The organism is Curvibacter lanceolatus ATCC 14669, assembly GCF_000381265.1.
GTDB lineage: Bacteria > Pseudomonadota > Gammaproteobacteria > Burkholderiales > Burkholderiaceae_C > Curvibacter > Curvibacter lanceolatus.
This window is the reverse complement of sequence record NZ_KB906259.1, coordinates 205,969-232,637: the sequence shown is the minus strand read 5'-3', so window position 1 is coordinate 232,637 and position 26,669 is coordinate 205,969. Positions and strand designations below refer to the sequence as shown.

Sequence of the window (26,669 nt, the reverse complement as noted above, 5' to 3'; positions counted from 1 at the left end):
AGGGTAGGCCCCCCTCAATACGACTTCGGCAGCCCCAGCACTTTCTCTGCAATGAAGCACAGGATCAGCTGCGGGCTGACTGGGGCCAGGCGGGGGATCCAGGCTTCGCGCAGGTAGCGCTCCACGTGGTATTCCTTGGCATAGCCCATGCCGCCGTGGGTCAGGATGGCGTTTTCGCAGGCGTGGTAGCAGGCTTCGGCGGCCAGGTATTTGGCGCTGTTGGCCTCGGCACCGCAGGGCTGGTGCTGGTCGTACAGCCAGGCGGCCTTGTGCACCATCAGGTGGGCGGCCTCCAGCTCCATCCATGACTTGGCCAGCGGGTGCTGGATGCCCTGGTTCATGCCGATGGGGCGGTCGAACACCACGCGCTCCTGGGCGTACAGCGCGCCGCGTGCCAGGGCGGCGCGGCCCAGGCCCACGGCCTCGGCGGCGATCAGGATGCGTTCGGGGTTCAGGCCGTGCAGGATGTAGCTGAAGCCCTGGCCTTCCTCGCCCACGCGGTCTTCCACCGGGATGCGCAGGCCGTCGATGAAGACCTGGTTCGAGTCGACCGCCTTGCGGCCCATTTTTTCGATCTCGCGCACCTCCACGGTGCTGCGGTCCAGGTCGGTGTAGAACAGGCTCAGGCCTTCGGTGCCACGGCATTCCTCGACCGGGGTGGTGCGGGCCAGCAGCAGGATCTTGTTGGCCACCTGGGCGGTCGAGATCCACACCTTCTGGCCGGTCACCACATAGTGGTCGCCCTGGCGCACGGCGCGGGTCTTGAGCTTGAGGGTGTTGAGGCCGGTGTTGGGTTCGGTCACGCCAAAGCAGGCCTTGTCGCGGCCCGCGATCAGGGGCGGCAGCCAGCGCTGTTTTTGCGCCTCGTTGCCAAACACCACCACGGGGTGCAGGCCGAAGATGTTCATGTGCACGGCCGAGGCGCCCGACAGGCCGGCGCCGGTGGCGGCGATGGTGTGCATCATCAAGGCGGCCTCGCTGATGCCCAGGCCGGCGCCGCCATAGGCCTCGGGCATGGCGATGCCCAGCCAGCCGGCCTCGGCCAGGGCCTGGTGGAAGTCGCCCGGAAAGCCGCCCTCGCGGTCGTGGCGCAACCAGTAGTCGGCGTCAAAGGGCGCGCACACGCGCTCGACCGCGTCGCGGATCTGCTGCTGTTGCTCGGTCCAGCCGAAATTCATGCGGCACCTCCGGCCGGGTTGGCGCGGCGCACGCGCTCGGGGTTCTCGCCGTAGGGGGGGCTGTAGATCACCAGCAGCTTCACCGGGTTGGCGCTGGTGACCTGGAACACATGCATCTCGTCTTGCGGAAAAAAGCAGGCGTCGCCCGGCCCCAGTTCGAACGACTGGCCGGCCACTTCGACGTGGGCCGTGCCTTCGAGCAGGTAGCAGGCCTGCTCCATGCCCGGGTGGGCGTGGGGCAGGGCGCCGCCGTCCGGGGCCAGGGTGCCCAGCACCACCTCCAGGTGGCGTGCGCCCACATTGTCGGGGCCGATCAGGCGCTGGTTGTGGGTGTGGGCGTGGTTGGCCGGCTGGTAGCTGGGCACGCTGCCGGCGCGCACGCAGTAGTCATATCGGGGGGCTTGAGACATGGTGTTCTTTCAAGGGGCAGAGCTCATTCGGGGCGGATGCCGGCCTGGCGGATCAACTGCCCCCAGTGCCGCAGTTGCTCGGCCACGTACTGGGCAAAGGCCTCGGGCGTGGCGCCCGGCCACACCTGAAAGCCGATCTGGGCCAGCTTGTCTTGCACATCGGTGTCGGCCAGCACGGCGTTGATGTCGCGGTTGAGCCGCTCCACCACCGGCGGCGGCAGGCCGGCGGGGCCGAAGACGCCGTTCCACGAGGTCAGGTCAAAGCCCGGCACCGTCTTGCCGATCGGGGGCACGCCGGGCAGCAGGCGCGAGGCCTCGGCCGTGGTGATGCCCAGGGTGCGCACCTTGTCGCTCTTGAGCATGCTCATGCCCGAGCCCAGGTCGGCCACGTACATCTGCACCTGGCCGCCCACCAGGTCGGTCATGGCCTGTGGGCTGGATTTGTAGGGCACGCCCACGATGTCCAGGCCGGCGATGCGCTTGAGGGTTTCACTGGCCACCAGCGAGGTGCTGTTGGGCGTGGCGTAGCTGAGCTGGCCGGGGCGGGCCTTGGCATAGGCGATGAACTCGCTCAAGGTGCGGGCCGGCACCGAAGGGTGGACCGCCAGGGCAAACGGCAGCTCGCCCACACCGGCCACGGGGGTGAAGTCCTTGATGGGGTCGTAGCGCAGTTGCGCAAACAGGCTGGGGTTGGCCGAGTGCGAGGTGTTGGTGGTCATGAACAGCGTGTAGCCGTCGGGCTTGGCCTTGGCCACGTACTGCGCACCCAATTGGGCGCTGGCGCCGGGGCGGTTGTCGATCAGCACCGGCTGGCGCAGGCGTTCGCCCAGCTTCTGTCCGATGGCGCGGGCCACCGAGTCGGTGCCGCTGCCGGCCGCAAAGGGCACGACCAGGGTGATGGGGCCGTTGGGGTAGCTGCCTGGCGCAGTGCCCGGTGCGGTGGCGGGTGAGGGCAGGCCCTGGGCCCGGGCGGCCAGCGGGGCGCCCAGGGCCAGGGCCAGCAGTGCCGTGCAGGCATGCAAGCGGTTCATGGTGTTGTCTCCAAGGGGTGGCGCCCGGTCTGTGCCGGCTGCCGGAGGCCCATCTTGGAGTGCACTGGCGCCCAGGTCCAATTCAAAAAAGCGCGTCGGCGATTGCTTTTGTGAATCGCGGCCCCGGGGCCGGAGCCTGACCCGGCGCTGGGGCCGGGTTGGGTGGCCCGCCCGGTGCGGGGCCAGGACTGGGTGGGCGGCTCAGCTCAGCGGCTGGCGGCAATCGCCTCGCGCACCGAGGTCAGCTGGCGGCGCGACACCGACAGGCGCTCATCGAGGCCTTGCAGACGCACGGCCCAGCCATCGCCTTCTTCGCTGTCGTAGTGCTTCTCAAGCGCGCGCACCGCCTGGCGGGCCACCAGCGCATTGCGGTGGATGCGCATGAAACGGTTGGGGTAGCGGGTTTCGAGGTCGCTCAGCGAGCCATCGAGGATGTAGCTGCGCACGGCCGTGCGCACGGTCACGTACTTGAGCTCGGCCTTGAAGTACAGCACCTCGGCCAGGGGGACCCGCTCGGTGCGGCCGCGGTCCTGGATGATCAGGTGCTCGGAGGGGTTGTTGTCGGGCTGCGGCTGGCTGCGCTGGGTCTGCAGGCGGCGCTCTGCCTTCTGCAGGGCCTCGCTCAGGCGGTCGGCGCGCACGGGCTTGGTGAGGTAGTCGACCGCATCGAGGTCGAAGGCCTGCACCGCATGCTCGGCATAGGCCGTGATGAAGATCACCACCGGCGGGCGCCTCAGGGTGCGCAGGTGGTTGGCCAGGCCCAGGCCGTCGGTGCCGGGCATGTGGATGTCCAGCAGGACCACATCGATGGGCTCGCGATCGAGCACCGACATGGCTGTGACGGCGTTGGTGGCCTCTTGGACCGTGAAGGGGTGAGCTGCGTGCAGGTCGCTCAGCAGCGTTCGCAGACGGGAGCGTGCCAATGCTTCGTCGTCAACGATCAGAAGGTGAAGCTCCATGGTGCTTTCAAGACGTTGATTGAATCCATGCGGCAAGGTTGTCTCCATGCCTCGACTCACGTCGGAAACGTGATTCGGACATGGTAGCGGTCGTCCCTCACGCCAGCACTGAACTCAATTTCGACGTCGTGCAACAAACGCAAGCGGTCGCTTACATTGGCGAGCGCTATCCCGTGACCAGCTGTTTGAGCGGTCGTTTTTTGAGCTTCCGGTGGTAGTGAATTAATGATATCCAGGCGCACACGAGTCCCCTGATTGCGGGTTCGCACGATCAGCTCGCCGCCCACCGCACTGGGCTCCACGCCGTGCTTGATGGCGTTTTCCACCAGGGGCTGCAGCAGCAGGGGCGGCAGGCGGGCCTGACCGGCCTCAGGGTCGAGCTCCCAGTGCACGCGCAGGCGCTCGCCAAAGCGCACCTGCTCGATGGCCAGGTAGCGCTGGGCCAGGGCCACCTCCTCGTCCAGGGTGGCGGTCTCGCCGTGCTCGATCAGGGCGGCGCGGAACAGGTCGCTCAGGTCTTCCAGCAGGGTTTCGGCGCGGGCCGGCTCGGCGCGCACCAGCGCGATGGCGCTGTTCAGGGTGTTGAACAGAAAGTGCGGCCGGATGCGCGACTGCAACTCGGCCAGGCGCGCCGTGGTGGCCGCCGGGGTGCGGGCGCGGGCGCGCCACACCAGGCTGGCCACCAGCAGCCCGGCCAGCAGGGCGCCGGTGCAGGCGCTGGCCAGCCAGGGCGAACGTTCGGTGAAGCCGGTCAGGGCCAGCAGGCCGCAGCCATACAGGCCGGTGAGCGCGCCCAGCAGGCTGCCCACCCCGTACTGGGCGGGGGCAGGCAGGCGCGCCAGCGTGTGCTTGAGCAGGCAGGCCACCACCAGCCAGGCCAGGGTGCCGGGCAGGGCGGCACAGGTGAGCACGCCCAGCAGCCCGACCCAGGCCATGAAGGTGTCGACCGCGTACAGCGCGGCCACGCCCATCACGGTTTCCACGAACAACACGGCGCGCAGAACCACCCCCACATGACAGGCATCGAACACCAGCGGAGCCGGTCTGGCCGACGGCTTGGAGGCGGTTTGCGGCGCGGTTGGACCGAAGGTCGATAAAATTTGCGAATCTTTCATGGCCTATCGCCTTTTCAGCGACCTCCTGGGCAGCGGCCCAGTGGCCCCCTCGACACGGATTATTGCTTTTCATGACCACCAGCTCCAACGCCAACCCGGGTGCTAACCCGGCTGCCAGCACCCCCCAAGCCGCCGTCAACCAGCTCGACAACAAGTCGGAAGGCTGGTCGGCGCTGTTCTCCGAGCCGATGAGCGATCTGGTCAAGCGCTACACCTCCAGCGTGTTCTTTGACAAGCGCCTTTGGCTGGCCGACATCACGGGCTCGCTGGCCCACGCCGACATGCTGGCCGCCCAGGGCATCATCGGGGCGGACGACCTGGCCGCCATCCAGCGCGGCATGGCCCAGATCCGCGCCGAGATCGAGGCCGGCACCTTCGACTGGAAGCTGGACCTGGAAGACGTTCACCTGAACATCGAGGCGCGCCTGACCCAGCTGGTGGGCGATGCCGGCAAGCGCCTGCACACCGGCCGCAGCCGCAACGACCAGGTGGCCACCGATGTGCGCCTTTGGTTGCGCGGTGAGATCGACTTGATCAGTGGTTTGCTGGTGGACCTGCAAAAGGCCTTGCTCGACATCGCTGCGCGCAATGTCGAGGTGATCCTGCCCGGCTTCACCCACCTGCAGGTGGCCCAGCCGGTGAGCTTCGGCCACCACATGCTGGCCTATGTGGAGATGTTCAGCCGCGATGCCGAGCGCATGGTCGATGTGCGCCGCCGCACCAACCGCCTGCCCCTGGGCGCCGCCGCCCTGGCCGGCACCAGTTACCCGCTGGACCGCGCCCGCGTGGCCGCCACCCTGGGCATGGACGGTGTGTGCCAGAACAGCCTGGACGCCGTGAGCGACCGCGATTTCGCGATCGAGTTCACTGCCGCCGCCTCGCTGGCCATGGTGCACATCAGCCGCCTGTCCGAAGAGCTGATCCTGTGGATGAGCCAGAACTTCGGCTTCATCCAGATCGCCGACCGTTTCACCACGGGCAGCTCGATCATGCCGCAGAAGAAGAACCCCGACGTGCCCGAGCTGGCCCGGGGCAAGACCGGCCGCGTGGTGGGCCACCTGATGGGCCTGATCACCCTCATGAAGGGCCAGCCCCTGGCCTACAACAAGGACAACCAGGAAGACAAGGAGCCGCTGTTCGACACGGTGGACACCTTGAAGGACACGCTGCGCATCTTCGCCGAGATGGTCGAAGGCATCACCGTGCGCCCGCAGGCCATGGAAGACGCGGCCAAGCGCGGTTACGCCACCGCCACCGACCTGGCCGACTACCTGGTCAAGAAGGGCCTGCCCTTCCGCGATGCCCACGAGACGGTGGCCCATGCCGTCAAGGCCGCCATCTCGCACAACGTGGACCTGTCCGAGCTGCCGCTGGCCGTGCTGCAGCAGTTCAACCCCAGCATCGACAAGGACGTGTACGAGGTGCTCAGCCTGCGCGGCTCGCTGAACGCCCGCAGCACCCTGGGTGGCACGGCCCCCGACCAGGTGCGCGCCCAGATCGAGCGCCACCGCACCCGCCTGGCCTGAGAACGTCAACACGTTCTGAGCGGGCAGGGGCGGGCTTCAGCCTGCTCTAAGCCTGCCCGGCTAGGCTGTGTCGGTCCCTGTGAACGGAGTGCTGCGCGATGCGTTTGCTGCTGGTGGAAGACGACCCCATGATCGGCCAGGCCGTGCTCGATGTGCTGCGCGCCGAGCACTACGCGGTTGATTGGGTGCGCGATGGCGAGATGGCCGACACGGCCCTGCGCAGCGCCACCTATGACCTGATGCTGCTCGACCTGGGCCTGCCGCGCCGCGACGGGCTGCAGGTGCTGCGGGATCTGCGCGCGCGGCGCAGCACTCTGCCGGTGCTGGTGGCCACCGCACGCGATGCGGTCAGCGACCGCGTGGCCGGGCTGGATGCCGGCGCCGACGATTACGTGGTCAAGCCCTTTGACACCGACGAGCTGCTGGCCCGCGTGCGGGCCCTGCTGCGGCGCCAGGCCGGGCAGGCCGGCCCGGTGTTCGAACAGCATGGCGTCAGCCTCAACCCCGCCACCCACGAAGCCCGCCTCAACGGCCAGCCCGTGACGCTGTCAGCCCGCGAATGGGCGGTGCTGGAGCCCCTGATCTCACGCCCCGGGGTGATTTTTTCGCGGGCTCAACTCGAAGAAAAGCTCTTCAGCTGGAAGGAAGACATCAGCAGCAATGCGGTCGAGGTCTACATCCATGGCGTGCGCAAGAAGCTGGGGGCTGGCCTGATCCAGACCGTGCGCGGCCTGGGTTACTTGGTGCCGCGCGAGTGATGCGGCGAATGATGTGGCGTTTTTGGGCCCCGGCCCGGCATTCGCTGCGGGCGCGCCTGCAGGCGCTGGTGCTGGGCACCATCTTGCTGGCCTGCGCGGTGTTGGCCGCCACCGCCTACCGCAACGCCTTGTTCGAGGCCGATGCCCTGTTCGACGAGCACCTGCGCCAGATGGCCCAGGCGGTGCAGCAGGGCGTGCCGCTGGGCTGGATCAACCCCGAAGAGGCCAGCGAAGACGCCGGCATCGAGGTACAGATCTGGGGGGCTGACGGCTTTCCGCTGTTCCGCTCACCGCGCTCGGTGCTGCCGGGCCGCGCCGTGCTGGGTTTTTCGGACCTCCAGAGCGGGGGCGTGCGCTACCGCGTCTACACCCTGCAGACCGCCTTGCAGACGGTGCAGATCGCGCAGGACATGAGCGCGCGCGATGCGCGGGCCCGGGCCCTGGCCTTCCGGGCCGTGCTGCCGCTGCTGGGCATCACTCCCATGCTGATGCTGGTGGTGGGCTGGATCATCGGCCGGGCCCTGCGCCCGGTGCAGCGCATGCAGCGCCAGGTGGCCCGGCGCAGCGCCGACGACCTGTCGCCCCTGCCCGAGCAGGGCCTGCCCGACGAGGTGCGCCCGCTGGTGGGTGAGCTCAACGCGCTGTTCGCACGCGTGCAGAGCACGCTGCAGGCGCAGCGCCACTTTGTGGCCGATGCCGCACACGAACTGCGCTCCCCCCTGACGGCGCTGCGCCTGCAGATGCAGGCCCTGCAGCGCGCGGCCGACGAGCCGGCGCGTGAGCTGGCGGCCCAGCGCCTGCGCCAGGGCATCGAGCGGGCCATTGACCTGGTCGGGCAGTTGCTGTTGCTGGCGCGTCAGGAATCGGCCCCCGAGGCCCAGGCTCAGCCGGTCGATCTGCTGGCCCTGACCCGCGAGGTGATGGCCGATTGCCTGCCGCTGGCGGGCGCGCGCGGCCTGGATCTGGGCGTGGATCAGGCCGATGCGCTGAGCGTGCCGGGTCAGGCCGAGGCCTTGCGGGTGCTGCTGCGCAACTTGGTGGACAACGCCATCAAGTACACCCCGGGCCCAGGCACCATCGATGTCTCGCTGCTGCGCCAGGCGGATGGCACGGCGGCCTGGGTGGTCGAGGACAGCGGCCCCGGCATCCCACTGGCTGAGCGGGCCCGCGTGTTCGACCGCTTCAAGCGCGGCGAGGGGGTGGCCGAGGTGCCGGGCAGCGGCCTGGGCCTGGCCATCGTGGAGGCGGTGGCGCGCCAGCACGGCGCCCGGGTCAGCCTGGGCGACTCGGAACGCCTGGGCGGGCTCAAGGTGACGGTGGCCTTCGAGGCAAAAATCGGAGCCACGACCGGAGCCACGACCGCCTGAGCACTTTCTGACCGCGCTCAGTGCATCTTCAGGTGCGGCAGCAGGGCCGCCAGCAGGGCCTGCACCACGCCGGGCGGCAGGTCGTGGCCCATGCCTTCGATGGTGAGCAGCCTGGCCCCCGGAATGCGCCGGGCGGTGTCTTCGCCGCAGGCCACCGGCAGCAGGGGGTCTTGGCGACCGTGCACCACCAGGGTGGGCACTTGCAACTGCGCCAGGGCGGCGGCGCGCTGGGTGTCGGCCAGCACGGCGGCCAGTTGCCGCACCACGCCCTCGGGGTAGACGGCCCGGTGGATGCCGGCCAGCAGCCGTTTGCGCTGGTCTTCCAGGTCTTGCGGAAAGCACGGGCTGCGCAACAGGTGGAACAAGGCCTGCTGATGGGCCAGCAGGCTGGCGGTGTCGACGCCCGCAGGCTCGCGCAGCAGGGCGGCGCGCACGGCGCGCCCGGGGCCGGGCAGGTGGCGGGCCCCGCTGCTGCTCATCACGCTGCACAGGCTGCGCACCCGGGCGGGTTCCATCAAGGCCATGTGCTGGCCGATCATGCCGCCCAGGTCCACCCCCAGCACATGGGCGCTGGCGATGTCGAGTGCGTCCAGCAGCGACAGGGTGTCGCGGGCCATGTCCTGCAGCGAGTAGGGGGGGCGGATGGGCAGGCCCACCGCATGGCGCAGCCAGGCCCAGGGCAGGTTGGGCACGCCCAGCTCCGGATAGCGCTGCGACAGGCCCGCGTCGCGGTTGTCGAAGCGGATCACCCGGTAGCCCGCGGCCAGCAAGGTGTCGACCAGGCGCGAGGGCCAGGAGATCAGTTGCATGCCCAGGCCCATGATCAACAGCACCACCGGGGCCTTGGCGGGCCCCTGGTCACGGATTTCAAGGTCGATCAGGCGGGTCTGGAGTTTCATGTCATGCAGGGCGGGCGGTGGGGCTGGGTGGGGGATGTCCGGCAATCCGGCGCGAATGTACCGGCTGGACGTGGCGAAACGGCAGCCAGAAGGCCTTTCTGAAACCATTGATGACGGGGCTTACAACACCTGTTGCGCTTGCATCGATTGGCAGCAGTTTGGGCACAGGCGGTCGCCGCCGCTGGGGCGACGGGTTTAAGACAGCGCTAAGACTGGGCGGGCACATTGCTTTCATCGCAACACCGTTTTGGTCAGGAGTCTTCGATGAAAAACACCCTTCAATGGCCCGCATCCCGTCTGGTCATGGCCCTGTTGGCGGCGGGTGCCCTGGGGGGCGCCGGCGTGTCGGCTGTGCACCTGGGCCTGGCCCACGCCCAGACCCCACCGGCCCTGGTCGCAGCCGCCAGCCCCGCCGCCAGCGCCCCGGTCGGTGGTGTGCAGGCGCCCGATTTCTCGGCGATCACCGAGCGCTACGGTCCGGCCGTGGTCAACATCAGCGTGGTGGGCACCACCCGCGTGAGCAACGAGTCCAACGACGACGATGACGACGCCGACGCCGGTGCCCAAGAGATGCCGCCGGCCATCGCCGAGTTCTTCCGCCGCTTCGGCGGCCCCATGCCCGGCCAGCGCCAGGGGCCGCGGGCTCAGGAGACCCCCACCCGGGGCCAGGGCTCGGGTTTCATCGTCAGTGCAGACGGCGTGATCCTCACCAACGCCCACGTGGTCAAGGGCGCCAAGGAGGTCACGGTCAAGCTGACCGACCGGCGCGAACTGCGCGCCAAGGTGCTGGGCTCGGACCCGCGCACCGACGTGGCCGTGATCAAGGTCGAGGCCAAGAACCTGCCCGTGGTCAAGTTCGGCCGCATGGCTGACCTCAAGGTGGGTGAGTGGGTGCTGGCCATCGGCTCGCCCTTCGGCTTTGAGAACACCGTGACGGCCGGCGTGGTCAGCGCCAAGGGCCGCACCCTGCCGGACGACAGTGCGGTGCCCTTCATCCAGACCGATGTGGCCATCAACCCCGGCAACTCGGGTGGGCCGCTGTTCAATGGTCGCGGCGAGGTGGTGGGCATCAACTCGCAGATCTACAGCCGCACCGGGGGCTACCAGGGGGTGTCGTTTGCCATTCCCGTGGACGTGGCGATCCGCATCCGCGACCAGATCGTGGCCACCGGCAAGGTCGAGCATGCCCGCCTGGGCGTGGTGGTGCAGGAGGTCAACCAGACCCTGGCCGACTCCTTCAAGCTCGACCGGCCTGAAGGGGCGCTGGTGTCCAGCGTCGAGAAGGGCGGCCCGGCCGAGCGCGCCGGCCTGCAGCCCGGTGACGTGATCCGTCAGGTCAATGGCCAGCGCATCGTGTCCTCGGGCGACCTGCCCGCCCTGATCGCCCTGGCCTCGCCAGGCGACAAGATCAGCATCGACGTCTGGCGCAAGGGCAGTTCCGAGACGCTGCAGGCCCAGTTGGTCAAGGTGGGCGACAAGTCGGCCAAGGCCGAAGGCGACAAGCCCGCGGATCAGGGCAAGCTCGGTCTGGCCTTGCGGCCCCTGCAGCCGCAGGAGCGCGAGCAGATCGGCGCCGAAAGCGGCCTGCTGGTGCAGGACGCCCGGGGCGCCGCGGCCCGGGCCGGCGTGCAGCAGGGCGACGTGCTGCTGGCCGTCAACGGCACCAACGTGCGCTCGGTGGACCAGGTGCGCGAGGCGGTGGCCAAATCCGACAAGTCGGTGGCCTTGCTGATCCAGCGTGGTGATCAGCGCATCTTTGTGCCGATCCGACTGGGTTGACCCGCGAGGGGGCTGTGCGCCCCAGGCCTTGAACATAAGCCCCCGCATTGCGGGGGCTTGTCGCATTTTTCTCATACGATGCCATCCGGAGCCCGCCTGGTGAACACTTTTGTTCCCCCAGAGCCGGTTGAGGAGGTGCGTATGAACAAGAATGTCCCGTTCCAGAAGGCCCTGCGACGCTGGCGAGTTGGCCTGTGGGCCAGCATCGGCCTGTTCGCCACCGCCGCCCAGGCGCTGCAGATCAGCACCTTGTCGCCCCAGGGCGAGGTGGCCCAGGTGCGCCAGGTGCTGGCGCGTTTTGACGAGCCTGCCGTCACCTTTGGCGACCCGGCTGCCCCCGCCCCGCTGAGCCTGGTGTGTGACGACGCCAGCGCCAGCCGGGGCAGTGGCCGCTGGCTCAGCGACCGTGAGTGGGCCTTTGATTTCGAGCGTGACCTGCCGCCCGGCGTGGCCTGCGAGCTGCAGGCCCGCACGGGCTTCACCTCGCCCAAGGGCGTGGCCCTGAGCGGGCGCAACCGTTTCCGCTTCAACACCGGCGGGCCCTTTGTTCAGAACATCCGGCCCGGGCATTACGCGCCCATCGATGAGGGGCAGTTCTTCGTGCTGCAGTTCAACGGCCCAGCCACGGCGACCAGTGTGCAGGCCCGGGTGGCCTGCGAGCTGCAGGGCCTGGGCGAGCGCATGCCCGTGAAGCCGCTGGAGCCCGCAGATCGCACGGCCTTGCTGCAGGCCCTGGGCCTGGGCAAGGCCGCCGCCGCCGAGCCCCTGCGCTACCACACGGTGCGCTGCCCGCGCCAGTTGGCGCCGGGCTCGGAGCTGGACCTGGTGGTGGGCAAAGGGGTGGCCACCCCGAGCGGTGTGCTCAGCAACCAGGACAAGCGCTGGCGCTACCAGGTGCGCGAAGCCTTTGCCGCCAGTTTCAGCTGCGAGCGCGAAAACGCCCAGGCCGCCTGCCTGCCGATCCGGCCCATGACGCTGCACTTCAACGCCGCGGTGCCGCGGCGCCTGGCCGAAGGCGTGCGCCTGCAGCACGACGGCGGCAGCCTGGCCCCCAGCCTGGACGCGGCCGACGAAGGCACGGAGGGCGCGGTGACCTCGCTCAGCTTCAAGGGGGTGTTTCCCGAGCGCAAGGCCTACCGCCTGACCCTGCCTTCGGGCTTTGCCGATGTGTCGGGCCGACCCCTGAGCAATGCCGCCACCTTTCCGCTGGCCGTGGCCACCGGGGCCATGCCACCACTGGCCAAGTTTGCCGCCGCCCCGTTTGGCGTGATCGAGCGCCTGGCCGAGCCGGGGGGCCCCGCCTTGCTGCCCGTCACGCTGCGCCAGGTCGAGCCGGCCCTGCAGGTGAAGGGCCTGAGCCCCGGCCAGGTGCGCGACCTGCAGCCCAAAGACGACGCCGACATCATCGCCTGGTACCGCAAGGTGCAGGCCTATGACGCCTTCTGGGTGCCGCGCAGCCGGGCCGCCCGCGACGTGAAGGGCCCGCTGCCCAGAGAGGTGCTGCCCGACACCCGGGGCCTGGTCGAATCGCGCATGCTGTCGCTGATCGACGGCCTGCCGGGCGTGAAGGCCCTGGACCTGCCCAAGACCGACAGCCCCGATCCACGCCCCTTCGAGGTGGTGGGCATTCCGCTGAGCCCGGGCTTCCACGTGGTCGAGATCCAGTCGCGTCGCCTGGGCGAAAAACTGCTGGCCGAAGGCTACGGGCCCGGGCGCAGCATGGTGGTGCGCACCTCGGCCCTGGTCACCAACCTGGGGGTGCATTTCAAGCTCGGCCGTGAGAACGCCCAGGCCTGGGTCACCACCCTGGACAAGGGCACGGTGGTGGCCGGTGCCCTGGTGCGCGTGTCGGACTGCGCGGGCCGCGAGTTGGCCCAGGGCCGCACCAATGCCCAGGGCCTGGTCGAATTTGGCAATCTGGCACCCAACCCGCCGGCCTGCCCGCAAAGCGGTGCCCGGCCTCGGGCCGGCGAAGACGCCGACGATGCCGACTATCGCCAAGCCTATTTCGTCAGCGCCCGCGCCAAGGGCCCCGATGGGGTGGAAGACCTGGCCTTCACCTGGAGCGACTGGAACCGCGGCATCGAATCCTGGCGCTTCAATGTGCCCACCAGCCAGGAGGCCCGCCCCGATGTGCGGGCCCACACCGTGTTCGACCGCATGCTGCTGCGCGCCGGCGAGACCGTGGCCATGAAGCACTTCCTGCGCACCGAAACCCGCCAGGGCCTGGGCCTGCCGCCCAAGGGCCCGGCCACCGTGCTCATCACCCACGAGGGCAGTGGCCAGCAGTTCAGCCTGCCCTTGCGCTGGCGCCAGACCGCCAGCGGCGGCTTCAGCGCCGAGAGCGAGTTCGCCATCCCGCCCGCGGCCAAGCTGGGCGTCTACAACGTGAGCCTGGACGGCCGGCAAAGCGGGCTGTTCCGGGTGGAAGAGTTCCGGCTGCCGGTGTTGCAGGGCCAGATCGGTCCGGTGGGCAAGGGCCCCCTGGTCCACCTGAGCAGCCTGCCGACCCAGGTGCAGGTCAGCTACGTGTCGGGCGGGCCAGCGGCCCAGTTGCCGGTGCGGGTGTCGGCCCTGGTGCGCCCGCACACCACCGCCTTTGCCGATCACGACGATTTCAGCTTCAACCCGCCCCGTGGGCCGCAGGCGGCGAGCGAGCAGGCCGACGAAGAGCAACCCCAGGCCGCGCAGGACCAGCGGGTGGTGGCCGACAAGCTGCCGCTGCTGCTGGACCGCCAGGGCAGCGGGCGGCTGACCCTGCCCGAGCTGCCCCAGTCGCGCCAGCCCCAGGACCTGTTGCTGGAGGCGCGCTACGCCGACCCCAATGGCGAGGTGCAGACCCTGCGCAGCCAGCAGGTGCTGTGGCCGGCGGCGGTGGTGCCGGGCCTCAAGACCGAGGGTTGGGTGGCCAGTGGCCAGACCCTGCGCTTCCAGGCCCTGGCGCTGAGCACGGACGGCCGGGCTCAGGCCGATGTGCCGCTGGAGGTGCGCGCCGTGGCCCGCCGCACCACCACCAGCCGCAAGCGCATGGTGGGCGGCTTTTATGCCTACGACAACCAGAGCAGTCGCCAGGAGCTGGGCACCGTGTGCAGCGGGCGCAGCGACAGCCGCGGCCTGCTGCTGTGCGAGACCACGCTGCGCGAAGCCGGCGAGGTCGAGCTGGTGGTGACCGCCAAGGACGCTCAGGGCCATGAGGCCCAGGCCGCCGGCACGGTGTGGATCACGCGCCAGGGTGAGCTGTGGTTTGGCGGTGACAACCACGACCGCATCGATGTGCTGCCCGAAAAGAAGAGCTACCAGCCCGGTGAAACCGCCCGGCTGCAGGTGCGCATGCCCTTCCGCTACGCCACGGCCCTGGTGTCGGTCGAGCGCGAGGGGGTGTTGCACTCCGAGGTGGTGCAGCTCAACGGGCAGGACCCCACGGTGCAGCTCAAGGTGCAGCCCGGCTGGGGCCCCAATGTGTATGTCAGCGTGCTGGCGCTGCGCGGGCGCCTGCGCGAGGTGCCCTGGTACAGCTTGTTCACCTGGGGCTACAAGGCCCCACGCGAGTGGTGGACCGCGTTCTGGTTCGAGGGGCGCGAGTACGTGGCCCCCTCGGCCCTGGTCGACCTCAGCAAGCCCGCCTTCCGCCTGGGCCTGGCCGAGCTGCGGGTGGGCACGGCAGCGCACCGCATCGAGGTGAAGGTGAGCACCGACAAGCCCGGCTACGGGGTGCGGGGCCAGGCGCAGGTGACGCTGCAGGCCCGGTTGCCCGACGGCCGTCCTGCCGCCAATGCCGAAGTGGCCGTGGCCGTGGTCGACCAGGCCTTGCTGGAGCTGATGCCCAACACCAGTTGGAATGTGCTGGACGCCATGCTGCAACGCCGCGCCTGGGGCGTGGAGACCTCGACCGCCCAGATGGAGATCGTGGGGCGGCGCCACTACGGCCGCAAGGCCGTGCCTGCGGGCGGCGGCGGGGGCCGCAGCAACACCCGTGAGCTGCTGGACACCCTGCTGCTGTGGCAGCCGCGGGTGCAGCTCGATGCCCAGGGCCAGGCCACGCTCAAGGTGCCTCTGAACGACGCCATCACCACCTTCCAGGTGGTGGCGGTGGCCGACGTGGGGGCCGGCCTGTTCGGCACCGGGCAGGCCGCGATCCGCGTCACGCAGGACCTGCAGATCATCAGCGGCCTGCCGCCGCTGGTGCGCGAGGACGACCAGTACCGCGCCCAGTTCACCTTGCGCAACACCACCGCCAAGCCCATGAAGGTGCAGGTCAGCGCGCGTGCCACGCTGCTGGCCCCGCCGCCGCAGACGCTGGACATCCCGCCCGGCGAGGCGCGCGAAGTGGCCTGGACGGTGACCGCACCCGCCCAACTGGGCCAGACCCGCGCCCAGGCCCTGCTGTGGGAGGTCGAGGCCAAAGACAGCCTGAGCGGCGCCCGCGACGCCCTGAAGGCCAGCCAGCGCCTGATCCCGCTCACACCGCTGACGGTGCGCCAGGCCACCCTGGTGCAGCTCGACGGGCCCTTCAGCCTCGATGTGGCCGCCCCGGCGGGGGCCTTGCCCGGTCGCGGCGGCCTGAAGCTGGCCCTGCAGCCGCGCCTGGCCGATGGCCTGCCCGGTGTGCGCGACTGGTTTGCCAACTACCCCTTTGCCTGCCTGGAGCAGAAGACCAGCAAGGCCGTGGGCCTGCGCGATGCCCGCCTGTGGCAGACCGTGCTGGCCCAGATGCCCACCTACCTCGACAGCGACGGCCTGGCCAGCTACTTTCCGCCGCGCGATGGCGACGCCCAGCGGGGCAGCGATGTGCTGAGCGCCTACCTGCTGGCCGCCACCGACGAGGCCGCCGGCCTGAACCCGGCCTTCGCCTTGCCCGATGCGCTGCGCGACCCCCTGGCGCGCGGCCTGACGGCCTTTGTCGAAGGGCGCATCAGCCGTGACTTCTGGAGCCCGCGCAAGGACCTGGACATGCGCAAGATCGCGGCCATCGAGGCCTTGTCGCGCTACGGCCTGGCCCCGGCGCGCCTGCTGGGCAGCGTGAGCGTGGCGCCCAACCAGTGGCCCACCCACACCGTGATCGACTGGTTCAACATCCTGCGCCGCGTGAAGGACGTGCCGCAGCGAGAGCAGCGCCTGGCCGAGGCCAGCCAGGTCTTGCGGGCGCGCCTGTCCTACCAGGGCAGCAAGCTGGTGTTCAGCACCGAGGCCGACGACGCCTGGTGGTGGATGATGCAGAACGGCGACGTGAATGCCGCCCGGCTGTTGCTGGCCGTGCAGGACGACCCGGCCTGGAAGGACGATCTGGGCCGCCTGGCCGCCGGTTTCATCGGCCGCCAGCAAAACGGGGCCTGGCACACCACCACGGCCAATCTGTGGGGCGGTCTGGCGCTGGAGAAGTTCTCGGCCCGCTTCGAGGCCACACCGGTCACCGGCAGCACCCGGGCCAGCCTGGGCGCCGTCAGTGGCAGTGTGGACTGGGCCCGGGTCGAGCGGGCCAAGCCTGCCGACAGCCAGGGTGTGGCCCATCAGACCACCTGGTTTGGCGCGCCTGCGGCGCCGGGCGGCTGGCGCAACAACACGCTGAACCTGCCCTGGCCGGCCGAGGGGGCCAAGGCCCCCCTGGTGCTCAGCCAGACGGGCAGCGGCAAGCCCTGGCTCACGCTGCAGGCGCTGGCTGCGGTGCCGCTCCAGGCCCCGGTCAACGCCGGCTACCAGATCCGCAAGACCGTCACGGCGCTGGAGCAGGCCGTCAAGGGCCGCTACAGCCGGGGCGATGTGCTGCGCGTCAGCCTGGAGGTGAATGCCAGCGCCGACATGAGCTGGGTGGTGCTGAGCGACCCGGTGCCGGCCGGGGCCACCGTGCTGGGCAGCGGCCTGGGGCGTGATTCAGAGATCGCCACCCAGGGCGAGCGGCGGCAAGGCAATGCCTGGCCGGCCTTTGAAGAGCGCAGCTTCGAGGCCTTCCGCAGCTACTACGAGTACTTGCCCAAGGGCACGATCAAGCTCGAGTACACGCTGCGCCTGAACAACGTGGGCCGCTTCGCCCTGCCGCCCAGCCGGGTGGAGGCGATGTACGCCCCCGAGATGTTTGGCGAAGCCCCGAACGAGGTGGTGAAGGTGGACGCCGCCCCATGACACGACCCATGACCCGCACCGTGAGCGCTCGGCTGCGCTGGGCGTCGTCGGCCCTGGCCGGGCTGATGCTCCAGCTGGCGGCGCCTGCGGTGCAGGCCTTGCCCAGCTTTGAAGAGGTGCGCCGCGAGCACCGCCCCAGCGATACCCAGGTGCTGGACCGCGACGGCGAGTGGTTGCAGACCGTGCGCACCGACCCTGCCGTGCGCCGGGGCCCCTGGGTGGCGCTGGAAGACGTGTCGCCCGCCCTGCGCACGGCCTTGTTGCTCAGCGAGGACAAGCGCTTTTACGAGCACAGCGGGGTGGACTGGCCGGCGGTATCGGCGGCGGCCTGGGGCCAGCTGTGGCATGGCCGCACCCGGGGCGCGTCCACCGTGACCATGCAGCTGGCCGGCCTGCTCGACGGCGATTGGCGTCAGCGCAGCGGCGGGCGCAACGTGGTGCAGAAGCTGGGCCAGACGGTGGCGGCCCAGGTGCTGGAGCGGCGCTGGCGCAAGGATCAAATCCTCGAGGCCTACCTGAACCTGTTGCCGTTTCGCGGTGAACTGGTGGGCATCGACGCGCTGTCGCGCACCCTGTTCGGCAAGGCGGCGCAGGGCCTGGACCTGCGCGAGGCGGCCATCGCCACCGCCCTGGTGCGGGCCCCCAATGCGCCCGAGGCCCAGGTGGCGCGCCGCGCCTGCGGGGTGTTGGGGGCGGTGCAGGCCCAGACCCAGACCCAGCCCCCGTTCGACAAGCCGACCCAGCCGACCCAGCCGGATTGCGAGGCCCTGGATTTGCTGGTGGCCGGGGCCTTGCAGCGCCGCTCCCTGGAGGGCAGCAGCGGCGTGGCCCCGCACTGGGCGCGCCAGGTGCTCAAACGCCTGCCCGAGGGCGGGCGCGGGCTGGCCAGCGTGCGCAGCACCGTGCGGGCCCCCTTGCAGCGCTTTGCGGTGCAGACCCTGCAACGCCACCTGAACGAGCTGGCCGGGCGCCATGTGGAAGACGGCGCCCTGGTGGTGCTGGACAACGCCAGTGGCGAGGTGCTGGCCTGGGTGGGCTCGTCGGGGCCCCTGAGCCGGGCCCGTGAGGTGGATGGCGTGCTGGCGCGGCGCCAGGTGGGCTCGACCCTGAAGCCCTTTTTGTACGCGCAAGCCCTGGCCGAACGGCGCCTGACCGCCGCCTCGCTGCTCGACGATTCGCCGGCCCACATCCCCACGCCGGGCGGCTTGTACATCCCGCAGAACTACGACCACCACTTCAAGGGCTGGGTCTCGGCGCGTGGCGCGCTGGCCTCGTCGCTCAATGTGCCGGCGGTGCGTGTGCTGGCCCTGGTGTCGCCCGATGCCCTGCACCGCCAACTGCGCGCCGCAGGCCTGCCGCTGCGCGAAAGCGGCGATTACTACGGCTACAGCCTGGCCCTGGGCAGCCCCGAGCTGCCCTTGCTGGACCTGAGCAATGCCTACCGCACCCTGGCCAATGCCGGCCAGGCCAGCGAGTGGGCGCCCCCGCTGTTGCCCGGGCCGGGCGCGGCGCCCAGCCCCAGGCCTTGGCGCCGCGCCCTGGACCCTGCGGCCGCCTGGCTGGTGGGCGACATCCTGAGCGACCCCAACGCCCGGGCCCGCACCTTTGGCACCGACAGCGTGCTGGCCACCCGTTTCTGGAGCGCGGTGAAGACCGGCACCAGCAAGGACATGCGCGACAACTGGGCCGTGGGCTGGTCACAGCGCTACACCGTGGGGGTGTGGGTGGGCAACGCCAGCGGCAAGCCCATGCACGATGTCAGTGGCACCACCGGCGCCGCGCCCGTGTGGGCGGAACTGATGAACTTCCTGCACGCCCGCCAGCCCAGCCTGCAGGCCCCGCCGCCACCAGGGCTGGTGCAGGTGGAGGTGCGCTTTGCCCAGGCCCCGGCCGGCGCGGGCGATGAGGGGGGCCGGGGGGGGCTTGTCGGCCTGGCTGGAGGCACCGCGGCGCGAGTGGTTTCTGGCCGGCACCGAGCAGGCCGTGTTCGAGGCGCGCGCGCCTTCGGTGGTGGCGCTGCCCGGCGCGAACGCTGGCGCCACGGCCAGGCGACGTGGCAGCCCCGCGGGGGCGGCCCGTGTTCTGGAGGCCCGCATTGCCGAGCCGGCCCCAGGCACCATCGTGGCCCTGGACCCGGACATTCCGCCGGCCCATCAAAGACTGAATTTCCGCGCCACGGCGGTGGCACCCCCGGACAGCGCTGAAACCGGGCTGCGCTGGCGCCTGGACGGCCTGGAGGTGGGGCGCGGCCCCGTCTGGCCCTGGATGCCCTGGCCGGGGCGGCACCGCATGCAGCTCACCAATGCCCAGGGCCGGGTGCTCGATGAGATCCGGCTGGAGGTGCGGGGTGCCGGGCTGCGGTCGCGCACCGCGGCGGCGCAGGCCCTGCGGCCTTGATTTCAGCGGCCGCGCTGGCGCTGGCGGCGGGCGCCAAGCAGCAACAAACCGATCAGTGCGCCCAAGCCCGTGGTGCCCAGGGTCGGCACGGGGGTCAGCGGGTCGGCCGGCGAGGGTGGGGCGTTGAGCAGGGCCAAAGGCGTGACGATGCGCGCCGTGGCGCCGTTCAACTCGAAGCTGAGCGCGGGGTTCAGACCGAGCTCGCCAGCCCCCAGTCCGGCCGTGCCCTGGCAGGTGGCTTGGCCATCGTTGCCGACCTGGCACAGGCCCTGGGCGAGCGTGGCCACGCTGCCTGCAGGCACATCGCTGCAGTGGATGATGACCGGGGTGCCGCTGCGCGCCGGCAAAGCCCCGCGCCGAGCTGGCGCTGCATTGGGGGGCCGTGAAGCGGGCACTCACGGTGCAATCGCTGCTCAGCAGCGCTGTGCTGACCGTGCCCGGTTCGCTGAGGCCCAGCGGACTGCAGCGGTCCGTCGGGGCCCGCCACGATTTCTTGGAGCAGGGTGTCGGGGCCCAGCGGGTAGCGCGTGAGCCCGGTGATCTGGGCCGCGACGCAGCTTGAAAACAGGCACAGCAGCCAGAGCAGACGATGGGCAGCGCCATGCCTCGGTGGGCGGGCACTGGCGTGGGGGCGAGGGTTGTGGGGGGTGGGGCAAGCCGCCGCAGACCTCAAGGCGGAGTTGCGCTGAGGATGGGGCATGGTGGTGGCGTGGAGCGATCGGATAAAGTGATATTTATTATCAAATTAATGATAAAAAAAGAAACAAATCAGATTCAAATCCGCTCACATGTAAGTTTTCTTGCTGTCCCTGCCGCTTGCCAGGCCTTGGGAACCGGCGGCCATGCCATTCAAATCGCCTACTATCAGCGCCTCACAAAAAAACGACGCATTGCACACATGGATCGATTTCAGAGCATGGCTGTCTTTGTTGCCACGGTGGAGACCGGCAGCATGGCGGCCGCTGCACGAGCCCTTGAGCTCCAGCCGGCCTTGATCGGCCAACAGATCCAGTCCTTGGAAGAACAACTGGGCACGCCCCTGTTCGAGCGCCACGGCCGTTGGCAGCGCCTGACCGCGGCGGGGGCTGCCTACCACCAGCAATGCCGCAGCATCCTTGAAATGGTGCGGGGGGCCGAAACGGGCCTCCAGGCCACGGCCCAGCAGGCCAGCGGGTCTGTGCGCGTTCACGCGCCGGTGCTGTTCGGTACCCGCGACCTGGCGCCGGCCCTGGCCGCCTTCCTGCAGGCCTACCCGAAGGTTCAACTGTCGCTGGTCTTGGACGATCGTGCCGCCAATCCGGTGGACGACGACTTCGATCTGGTCTTTCACCGCGGCGAGCCCCTGGACCACCCCGGTATCGAATGCTTACCCCTGTGTGAGGAGGCACTCACCATGGTGGCCTCTGCGGCCTACCTGGAGCGTCAGGGGAGCCCGCAGCGCGCCGAGGAGTTGGTGCGCCACCAGTGCCTGGGTTTCATGGCACCCGACGAGCTCAATGAAGACGAGCGGGACGACGGAGCCTGGTCTGAGGAGGCTGACTGGGGGGCGGATCACGAGGACGAGGACTGGGAAGGCCCCTGTGGCGGGCATGACGAGTGCTTCGGGGTCGAGGATGACGCCGATGCCGAGGCACCGTTGGCGCCGCGCGTGGTGGTTCAGGCCAACAATGCGCTGGCCTTGCATGCGCTGGCCTTGCACGGGGCCGGCATTGCGGTGCTGCCTCGGGCGTTGGTGGCCGATGACCTGGCGGCCGGCCGTTTGGTGGCGCTGCTGCCCGGCCTGAGCCTGGGGGTGGAGCCGCTGGGCCTGCTGCTGCGCAGTGACGAGGCCGAATCGCCCGCCCTGGCCGCGCTGGTGGATTGGGCGCTGGAGCGTTTCAGGCCCCAGACCGCAGCTGCAACGCTTGCTGCTCCCTCTGTTCCCTCTGCTCCCGAGGCTCCTGCTGTGGCAGCCCCGGCCGAGCCCGAGCCGGTGGCCCCGTCCCAGGTCACGGCCGACGAACCGGCCTGCGGGCCGGTCTGCCAGTGCCAACACGCTGACGTGCTGGTCTGAGGTTCTGCCTCAGGCCGTGGCCGGGACCGGCGCCTTGGCGCCGCGCGCGCGCAGGGTCAGCATCAGCAGCACCCCCGAGGCCAGCCAGCTCAGGACCACGAAATACAGGCTCTGGGTCATGCCCCCGGATTGGGCGTTGAGGTAAGCCATCACGCTGGGGCTGGCGGCCGGGCCCAGGTTGCCCAGGCTGCTGATCAGCGCAATGCCGCCGGCGGCCACCGATTTGGGCAGGTACTCGGTCACGCTGGTGAAGAACAGCGGCGTGGCACCGGCAATGCCGATGTAGCTGACGGCCATCACCGACACCTTGAGCAGGGCCGAGCCCTCGACCAGGGTGCTCAGCCCCACGCCCAGCATGGCCAGGGCAATGCAGAAGGCGTAGTGCCAGCGCCGCTCGCCATGGCGGTCGCTGTGGCCGCCGATCACGATCATGCCCACCAGGCCCAGCAGATTGGGCAGGCCGGTGTACCAGCCGATCTCGACCAGGTCTTGCACGCCCCAGGAGCGGATCAGCGACGGCGCCATGAAGGTCAGGCCCATGGTGCTGGCCAGCAGGCAGGCGTAGGCCAGTGACAGCAGGTAGATGCGCGGGTCGGCCAGCATGTGGCGCAGCGAGCCGTGGGCGGCACTGCCCACGGTGCTGGGCGAGCGGGCCATGGCTTCGCGCACGCAGCGCTTTTCGGCCTCGTTGAGCCAGGGCGCCTGCTCAGGGCTGTCGCGCAGCACCACAAAGGCCACCACCCCGAGCACGGCGGCGGGCAGGCCTTCGATCAGGAACAGCCATTGCCAGCCGGCCAGCCCCCCGTAGCCGTTGAAGTATTTCATGATGGCGCCGCTCAAGGGGCCGGCACTGAGGGCGGCCAGCGTGGTGGCGCACATGAAGATGGCGATCATGCGGGCGCGGCGATCGGCCGGGTACCAGTAGGTGAGGTACAGGATGATGCCGGGGAAGAAGCCGGCCTCGAACGCTCCCAGCAGAAAGCGCGCCACATAGAACTGCGTCGGCGTGCTGACAAAAGCCATGGCCGCTGCCACCAGGCCCCAGCACAGCATGATGCGCAACAGGGTCTTGCGGGCGCCGATCTTTTCGAGCATCAGGTTGCTGGGCACCTCGAACAACAGGTAGCCGATGAAGAAGATGCCGGCGCCCAGGCCGTACACCGCATCGCTGAAGTCGAGTGTCTGTCGCATCTGCAACTGGGCGTAGCCGATGTTGATGCGGTCGAGGTAGGCCACGGCATAGCAGATCAGCAGCAGCGGCATGAGGCGCCAGTTGATTTTGCGGAACACCGCCTGGGTGAAGGCCGCCGAGGCGGCTGATGGCTCCGGGGCAGCGGCGGCGCCAGTCCGGGGCGCCTGGGTGGGGGCAGGGGTCATGCTTGTCTCCTTGTTGTGATGTCTTGGGGGGGCTGGCCTGAGCCCCAACGGTGGGGACTCGGGGCTGAGCGTCGCCAAGCATCACGGGAGCGGTGCAGACGGGTCTGTAAGTGTTTGCAAGCCGCTGTCGCGGGCTTGTCAGGCGCCATTCGGCGCCTGGTGGCACAGGTTTGGATGGTCGGTTGTTAACGTTGGTCAGGCGGTATCCATCTGGCCGTTCGGTCGGCCATTGGCGCCACCGGAGGCGCTGATGGCCGTTGGCGCCAGCGGGCCCGAGCGGCTCGTCGTCAGACGGCCGGTGTCGTCTCCTGGCGCCGGGTGGCGATCAGCGAGTGCACCTCGGTGGCCGGCAGGCGAGGGCGCTGGGCCTCGGGTTCGGTCAGGGGGCTGACCTCGACCATCGAGGCCAGGCAGCGCCGGGTCAGCGCCTGGTAAGTGCGGGTGCCTTCGAGTTTCCAGGCGATCTCTTCGTCGCGCAACAGGCGCAAGGCCTTGGCCGGCACCCCCGCCATCAGGGTGCGCGGCGGCACCTTGGTGCCGGCCGGCACAAAGGCGCTGGCCGCCACGATGGCCTGCTCGCCCACCTCGGCCTCGTCCATCACCACCGCGTTCATGCCCACCAGGGCGTCGCGCCGCACCACGCAGCTGTGCAGCACCGCGCCGTGGCCGATGTGGCCGTTTTCCTCGACCACCGTGTCCTGGTTGGGGAAGCCATGCACCACGCAGGTGTCCTGCACATTGGCGCCGCGGTGCAGCACGATGCGCCCGAAGTCGCCGCGCAGCGCGGCACAGGGCCCGACATAGCAGTCGGGGCCCACGATCACGTCGCCGATCAGCACGGCCGTGGGGTGCACATAGGCACTGGGGTGGATGACGGGCACAACACCATCGATCGCGTAGCAGGGCATGAGTGGGTCTCCTTGGAATCTGGGCGGCCTGTCTGGATCCGGCCTAGGGTTTTCACTGGGGGCTTTGACTTGCGTCAGAAAGAGTCTCGATAGTATTATCGACCGACTGGACGGTTAAACATAGATTTGCGCCAGCGCAAAGACGGTCTGGGGCAGTTGCCGCCCCACGCCGCCTGAAGCACCTGACCCACTCAAGGAGACACGATGAGCGACGACCTGATCCAGACCCGCCAGAACGGCGCGGTCCGGACCCTGACGCTGAACCGCCCGCAGGCCCTGAACAGCTTCACCGGCGAGATGCACGCCCAGCTGCTGGCCGCCCTCGATGCCGTGGCCGCCGATGCCAGCGTGCGTTGCGTGGTGCTGACCGGGGCCGGGCGCGGCTTCTGCGCCGGGCAGGACCTGGCCGACCCCAGCGTGGCCCCTGACACCACGCCCGGTGCGGCACCGAAAGACCTGGGTCAGGTGATCGAACGCTTCTATCGCCCCCTGGTGCAGCGCCTGCGCAGCCTGCCGGTGCCGGTGGTGGCGGCCGTCAATGGCGTGGCGGCGGGTGCCGGCGCCAACCTGGCGCTGAACTGCGATCTGGTGCTGGCCGCGCGCTCGGCCAGCTTCATCCAGGCCTTCAGCAAGATCGGCCTGGTGCCCGACACCGGCGGCACCTGGTTGCTGCCGCGCCTGGTGGGCCGGGGCAAGGCCCTGGGCCTGACCCTGCTGGGCGACAAGCTGCCGGCCGCCGAGGCCGAGCAGATGGGCCTGATCTGGCGCTGCGTCGACGACGACACGCTGGCCGCTGAGGCCGCCGCCCTGGCCGAGCGTCTGGCCGCCCAGCCCTCGCGCGCCCTGGTGGCCACCCGCCAGGCGCTGGATGAGGCGCAGGGCCTGTCGCTCGACGGCGCCCTGGCCCTGGAGGCGCGCCTGCAAAGCCAGCTGGGCGCCGCCCACGACTACCAGGAAGGTGTGGCCGCCTTCGGCCAGCGCCGCGCCCCCGTCTTCACCGATCGCTGAGCCCCGCCATGTCTGAACTCACCCCCCAACAAACCGCTGATCTGGTGCGCGTCGGCATGCTGGCCAACGACAACGTCACCCTGGGCTTCGGCATGCAGATCCATGAAGTGACGCCCGGCGGCGCCGTGCTCAGCATGACCGTGCGCGAGGACATGCTCAACGGCCACAAGACCTGCCATGGCGGGCTCATCTCCACCCTGGCCGACTCGACCTTCGCGTTTGCCTGCAACTCGTACAACGAACTCACCGTGGCCTCGGGCTTCAGCGTCGATTTCATGGCCCCGGCCCGCGCCGGCGACGTGCTGACCGCGCGCGCCACCGAGGTCTCCAAGGCCGGCCGCACCGGCGTGTACGACGTGGAGGTGAGCAACCAGAACGGCGAGCGCATCGCGGTGTTCCGTGGGCGCTCCTACACCCTCAAAGGCAAGCCGGCGGTGGCCGGCTGAAGTATCAGGAGAGACCCACATGACCGCCAAGACCCCCGCCCCCGGAGAGCTCGATCCGATCGAGACCGCCAGCCGCGACGAGATCGCCGCCCTGCAACTGAGCCGCCTGCGCACCACGCTGCAGCGCGCCTACGACAACGTGCCGCACTACAAGAAGGCCTTCGATGCCAAGGGCGTGCACCCCGACGACCTGAAGCAGCTCAGCGACCTGAGCAAGTTCCCCTTCACGGTCAAGACCGACCTGCGCGACAACTACCCCTTCGGCCTGTTTGCCGTGCCCCGTGAGCAGGTGGCGCGCATCCATGCCTCGTCGGGCACCACCGGCAAGCCGACCGTGGTGGGCTACACCCAGAACGACATCAACACCTGGGCCGATCTGGTGGCGCGTTCGATCCGCGCGGCCGGCGGGCGCCGCGGCGACACGGTGCACGTGGCCTATGGCTATGGCTTGTTCACCGGCGGCCTGGGCGCCCATTACGGCGCCGAGCGCCTGGGTTGCACAGTGATCCCCATGTCGGGTGGCCAGACCGAGAAGCAGGTGCAGCTGATCACCGACTTCAAGCCCGACATCATCATGGTCACCCCCAGCTACATGCAGGTGATCATCGAAGAGTTTGCACGCCAGGGGCTGGACGCCGCGGCCAGCTCGCTCAAGGTGGGCATCTTCGGGGCCGAGCCCTGGACCGAGGCCATGCGCCGCGACATCGAGACCAAGGCCGGCATCGACGCGGTCGACATCTATGGCCTGTCCGAAGTGATGGGCCCCGGCGTGGCCTGCGAATGCATCGAGAGCAAGGACGGCCCGGTGATCTGGGAAGACCACTTCTACCCCGAGATCATCGACCCCCTCACCGGTGAGGTGCTGCCCGACGGTGCCGAGGGCGAACTGGTGTTCACCTCGCTGAGCAAAGAGGCCCTGCCCATCATCCGCTACCGCACCCGCGACCTGACCCGCCTGCTGCCGCCCACCTCCCGCGCCTTCCGCCGCATGGGCAAGATCGTCGGCCGCAGCGACGACATGCTGATCATCCGCGGCGTGAACGTGTTCCCGACCCAGATCGAAGAGATCGTGCTGCAGCACGCCAAGCTCTCCGGCCAGTACCAGATCCTGGTCAAGCGCGACGGCAACCTCGATGAGGTCGAGGTGCGCTGCGAACTGCAGCCGGCCGCCGGCCCGCTCGGTGCGGCCGAGGTCAAGGAGATCGGCGACTGGCTCAAGCACCGCATCAAGACCCTGGTCGGCATCTCGACCCGCGTCCAGGTGCAGGAACCCGAAACCATCGAACGCACGCTGACCGGCAAGGCCCGGCGCGTGATCGACACCCGGCCCCGTTGAGGCCA

At 69.6% G+C, this 26,669-nt stretch carries 18 protein-coding genes and 1 pseudogene; 10 read left to right on the top strand and 9 right to left on the bottom strand.

What is annotated here, in order from left to right; genetic code table 11:
- Positions 1-14 precede the first annotated feature (14 nt).
- The 5 genes from F624_RS0114685 to F624_RS0114665 all read right to left on the bottom strand — a co-directional run bounded on the left by F624_RS0114685 (position 15) and on the right by F624_RS0114665 (position 4,693).
- A complete protein-coding gene (locus F624_RS0114685) occupies positions 15-1,178 on the bottom strand; it encodes an acyl-CoA dehydrogenase family protein (RefSeq protein WP_019575075.1) in 1,164 nt (387 codons plus the stop codon).
- The gene (locus F624_RS0114680) at positions 1,175-1,588 is read right to left on the bottom strand and encodes a cupin domain-containing protein (protein WP_019575074.1); all 414 of its coding nucleotides are present in this window, start codon (positions 1,586-1,588) and stop codon (positions 1,175-1,177) included. The genes F624_RS0114685 and F624_RS0114680 overlap by 4 nt, the downstream gene beginning before the upstream one ends.
- A 23-nt stretch (positions 1,589-1,611) precedes the next feature.
- A complete protein-coding gene (locus tag F624_RS0114675) occupies positions 1,612-2,619 on the bottom strand; it encodes a Bug family tripartite tricarboxylate transporter substrate binding protein (RefSeq protein ID WP_019575073.1) in 1,008 nt (335 codons plus the stop codon).
- Between the two features lie 206 nt (positions 2,620-2,825).
- On the bottom strand, positions 2,826-3,578 hold the full coding sequence (locus tag F624_RS0114670) for a LytR/AlgR family response regulator transcription factor (RefSeq protein ID WP_019575072.1): 753 nt from the start codon (positions 3,576-3,578) through the stop codon (positions 2,826-2,828).
- Positions 3,579-3,634: 56 nt separating this feature from the next.
- The gene (locus tag F624_RS0114665; protein WP_031255067.1) at positions 3,635-4,693 is read right to left on the bottom strand and encodes a sensor histidine kinase; all 1,059 of its coding nucleotides are present in this window, start codon (positions 4,691-4,693) and stop codon (positions 3,635-3,637) included.
- Between the two features lie 71 nt (positions 4,694-4,764).
- Here F624_RS0114665 and argH point away from each other — a divergent pair, with 71 nt between their 5' ends.
- The 3 genes from argH to F624_RS0114650 all read left to right on the top strand — a co-directional run bounded on the left by argH (position 4,765) and on the right by F624_RS0114650 (position 8,344).
- Positions 4,765-6,219: an argininosuccinate lyase gene (gene argH, locus F624_RS0114660; protein ID WP_019575070.1), complete on the top strand. Its 1,455-nt coding sequence runs from the start codon at positions 4,765-4,767 to the stop codon at positions 6,217-6,219.
- Positions 6,220-6,317: 98 nt separating this feature from the next.
- A complete protein-coding gene (locus F624_RS0114655) occupies positions 6,318-6,977 on the top strand; it encodes a response regulator (RefSeq protein WP_019575069.1) in 660 nt (219 codons plus the stop codon).
- Between the two features lie 8 nt (positions 6,978-6,985).
- Positions 6,986-8,344 (top strand): ATP-binding protein, encoded by a 1,359-nt coding sequence (locus tag F624_RS0114650; RefSeq protein WP_019575068.1) that lies wholly within the window; start codon positions 6,986-6,988, stop codon positions 8,342-8,344.
- A 17-nt stretch (positions 8,345-8,361) separates the two neighbouring features.
- Here F624_RS0114650 and F624_RS0114645 read toward each other — a convergent pair whose 3' ends face one another.
- Complete coding sequence (locus F624_RS0114645; RefSeq protein WP_019575067.1) at positions 8,362-9,243, bottom strand: alpha/beta fold hydrolase; 882 nt, start codon at positions 9,241-9,243, stop codon at positions 8,362-8,364.
- 264 nt (positions 9,244-9,507) lie between these two features.
- Between F624_RS0114645 and F624_RS0114640 the strand changes: the two genes are divergently transcribed.
- The 3 genes and pseudogenes from F624_RS0114640 to pbpC all read left to right on the top strand — a co-directional run bounded on the left by F624_RS0114640 (position 9,508) and on the right by pbpC (position 19,536).
- Positions 9,508-11,022: a DegQ family serine endoprotease gene (locus F624_RS0114640; RefSeq protein ID WP_019575066.1), complete on the top strand. Its 1,515-nt coding sequence runs from the start codon at positions 9,508-9,510 to the stop codon at positions 11,020-11,022.
- Between the two features lie 141 nt (positions 11,023-11,163).
- Positions 11,164-17,139: an alpha-2-macroglobulin family protein gene (locus tag F624_RS0114635; protein ID WP_019575065.1), complete on the top strand. Its 5,976-nt coding sequence runs from the start codon at positions 11,164-11,166 to the stop codon at positions 17,137-17,139.
- A gap of 8 nt (positions 17,140-17,147) precedes the next feature.
- Positions 17,148-19,536 (top strand): annotated as a pseudogene (gene pbpC / locus F624_RS32535) (penicillin-binding protein 1C).
- Positions 19,537-19,538: 2 nt separating this feature from the next.
- Here pbpC and F624_RS0114625 read toward each other — a convergent pair.
- Positions 19,539-19,931, bottom strand: a complete 393-nt coding sequence (locus F624_RS0114625; protein ID WP_169426601.1) for a hypothetical protein — start codon at positions 19,929-19,931, stop codon at positions 19,539-19,541.
- Positions 19,932-20,452: 521 nt separating this feature from the next.
- Here F624_RS0114625 and F624_RS0114620 point away from each other — a divergent pair.
- Positions 20,453-21,589 carry a LysR family transcriptional regulator gene (locus tag F624_RS0114620; RefSeq protein ID WP_019575063.1) on the top strand — a complete coding sequence of 379 codons (1,137 nt, stop codon included), beginning with the start codon at positions 20,453-20,455 and terminating at the stop codon, positions 21,587-21,589.
- A 9-nt stretch (positions 21,590-21,598) separates the two neighbouring features.
- Here F624_RS0114620 and F624_RS0114615 read toward each other — a convergent pair whose 3' ends face one another.
- Positions 21,599-22,966 (bottom strand): MFS transporter, encoded by a 1,368-nt coding sequence (locus tag F624_RS0114615; RefSeq protein WP_019575062.1) that lies wholly within the window; start codon positions 22,964-22,966, stop codon positions 21,599-21,601.
- A 287-nt stretch (positions 22,967-23,253) separates the two neighbouring features.
- On the bottom strand, positions 23,254-23,874 hold the full coding sequence (locus F624_RS0114610; protein ID WP_019575061.1) for a phenylacetic acid degradation protein PaaY: 621 nt from the start codon (positions 23,872-23,874) through the stop codon (positions 23,254-23,256).
- 204 nt (positions 23,875-24,078) lie between these two features.
- Here F624_RS0114610 and F624_RS0114605 point away from each other — a divergent pair, with 204 nt between their 5' ends.
- The 3 genes from F624_RS0114605 to paaK are packed head-to-tail and all read left to right on the top strand — an operon-like array spanning position 24,079 to position 26,664.
- Complete coding sequence (locus F624_RS0114605) at positions 24,079-24,882, top strand: enoyl-CoA hydratase-related protein (RefSeq protein ID WP_019575060.1); 804 nt, start codon at positions 24,079-24,081, stop codon at positions 24,880-24,882.
- Positions 24,883-24,890: 8 nt separating this feature from the next.
- Positions 24,891-25,328 carry a hydroxyphenylacetyl-CoA thioesterase PaaI gene (paaI, locus tag F624_RS0114600; protein ID WP_019575059.1) on the top strand — a complete coding sequence of 146 codons (438 nt, stop codon included), beginning with the start codon at positions 24,891-24,893 and terminating at the stop codon, positions 25,326-25,328.
- 19 nt (positions 25,329-25,347) lie between these two features.
- Complete coding sequence (gene paaK / locus F624_RS0114595; protein WP_019575058.1) at positions 25,348-26,664, top strand: phenylacetate--CoA ligase PaaK; 1,317 nt, start codon at positions 25,348-25,350, stop codon at positions 26,662-26,664.
- Positions 26,665-26,669: the final 5 nt, after the last annotated feature.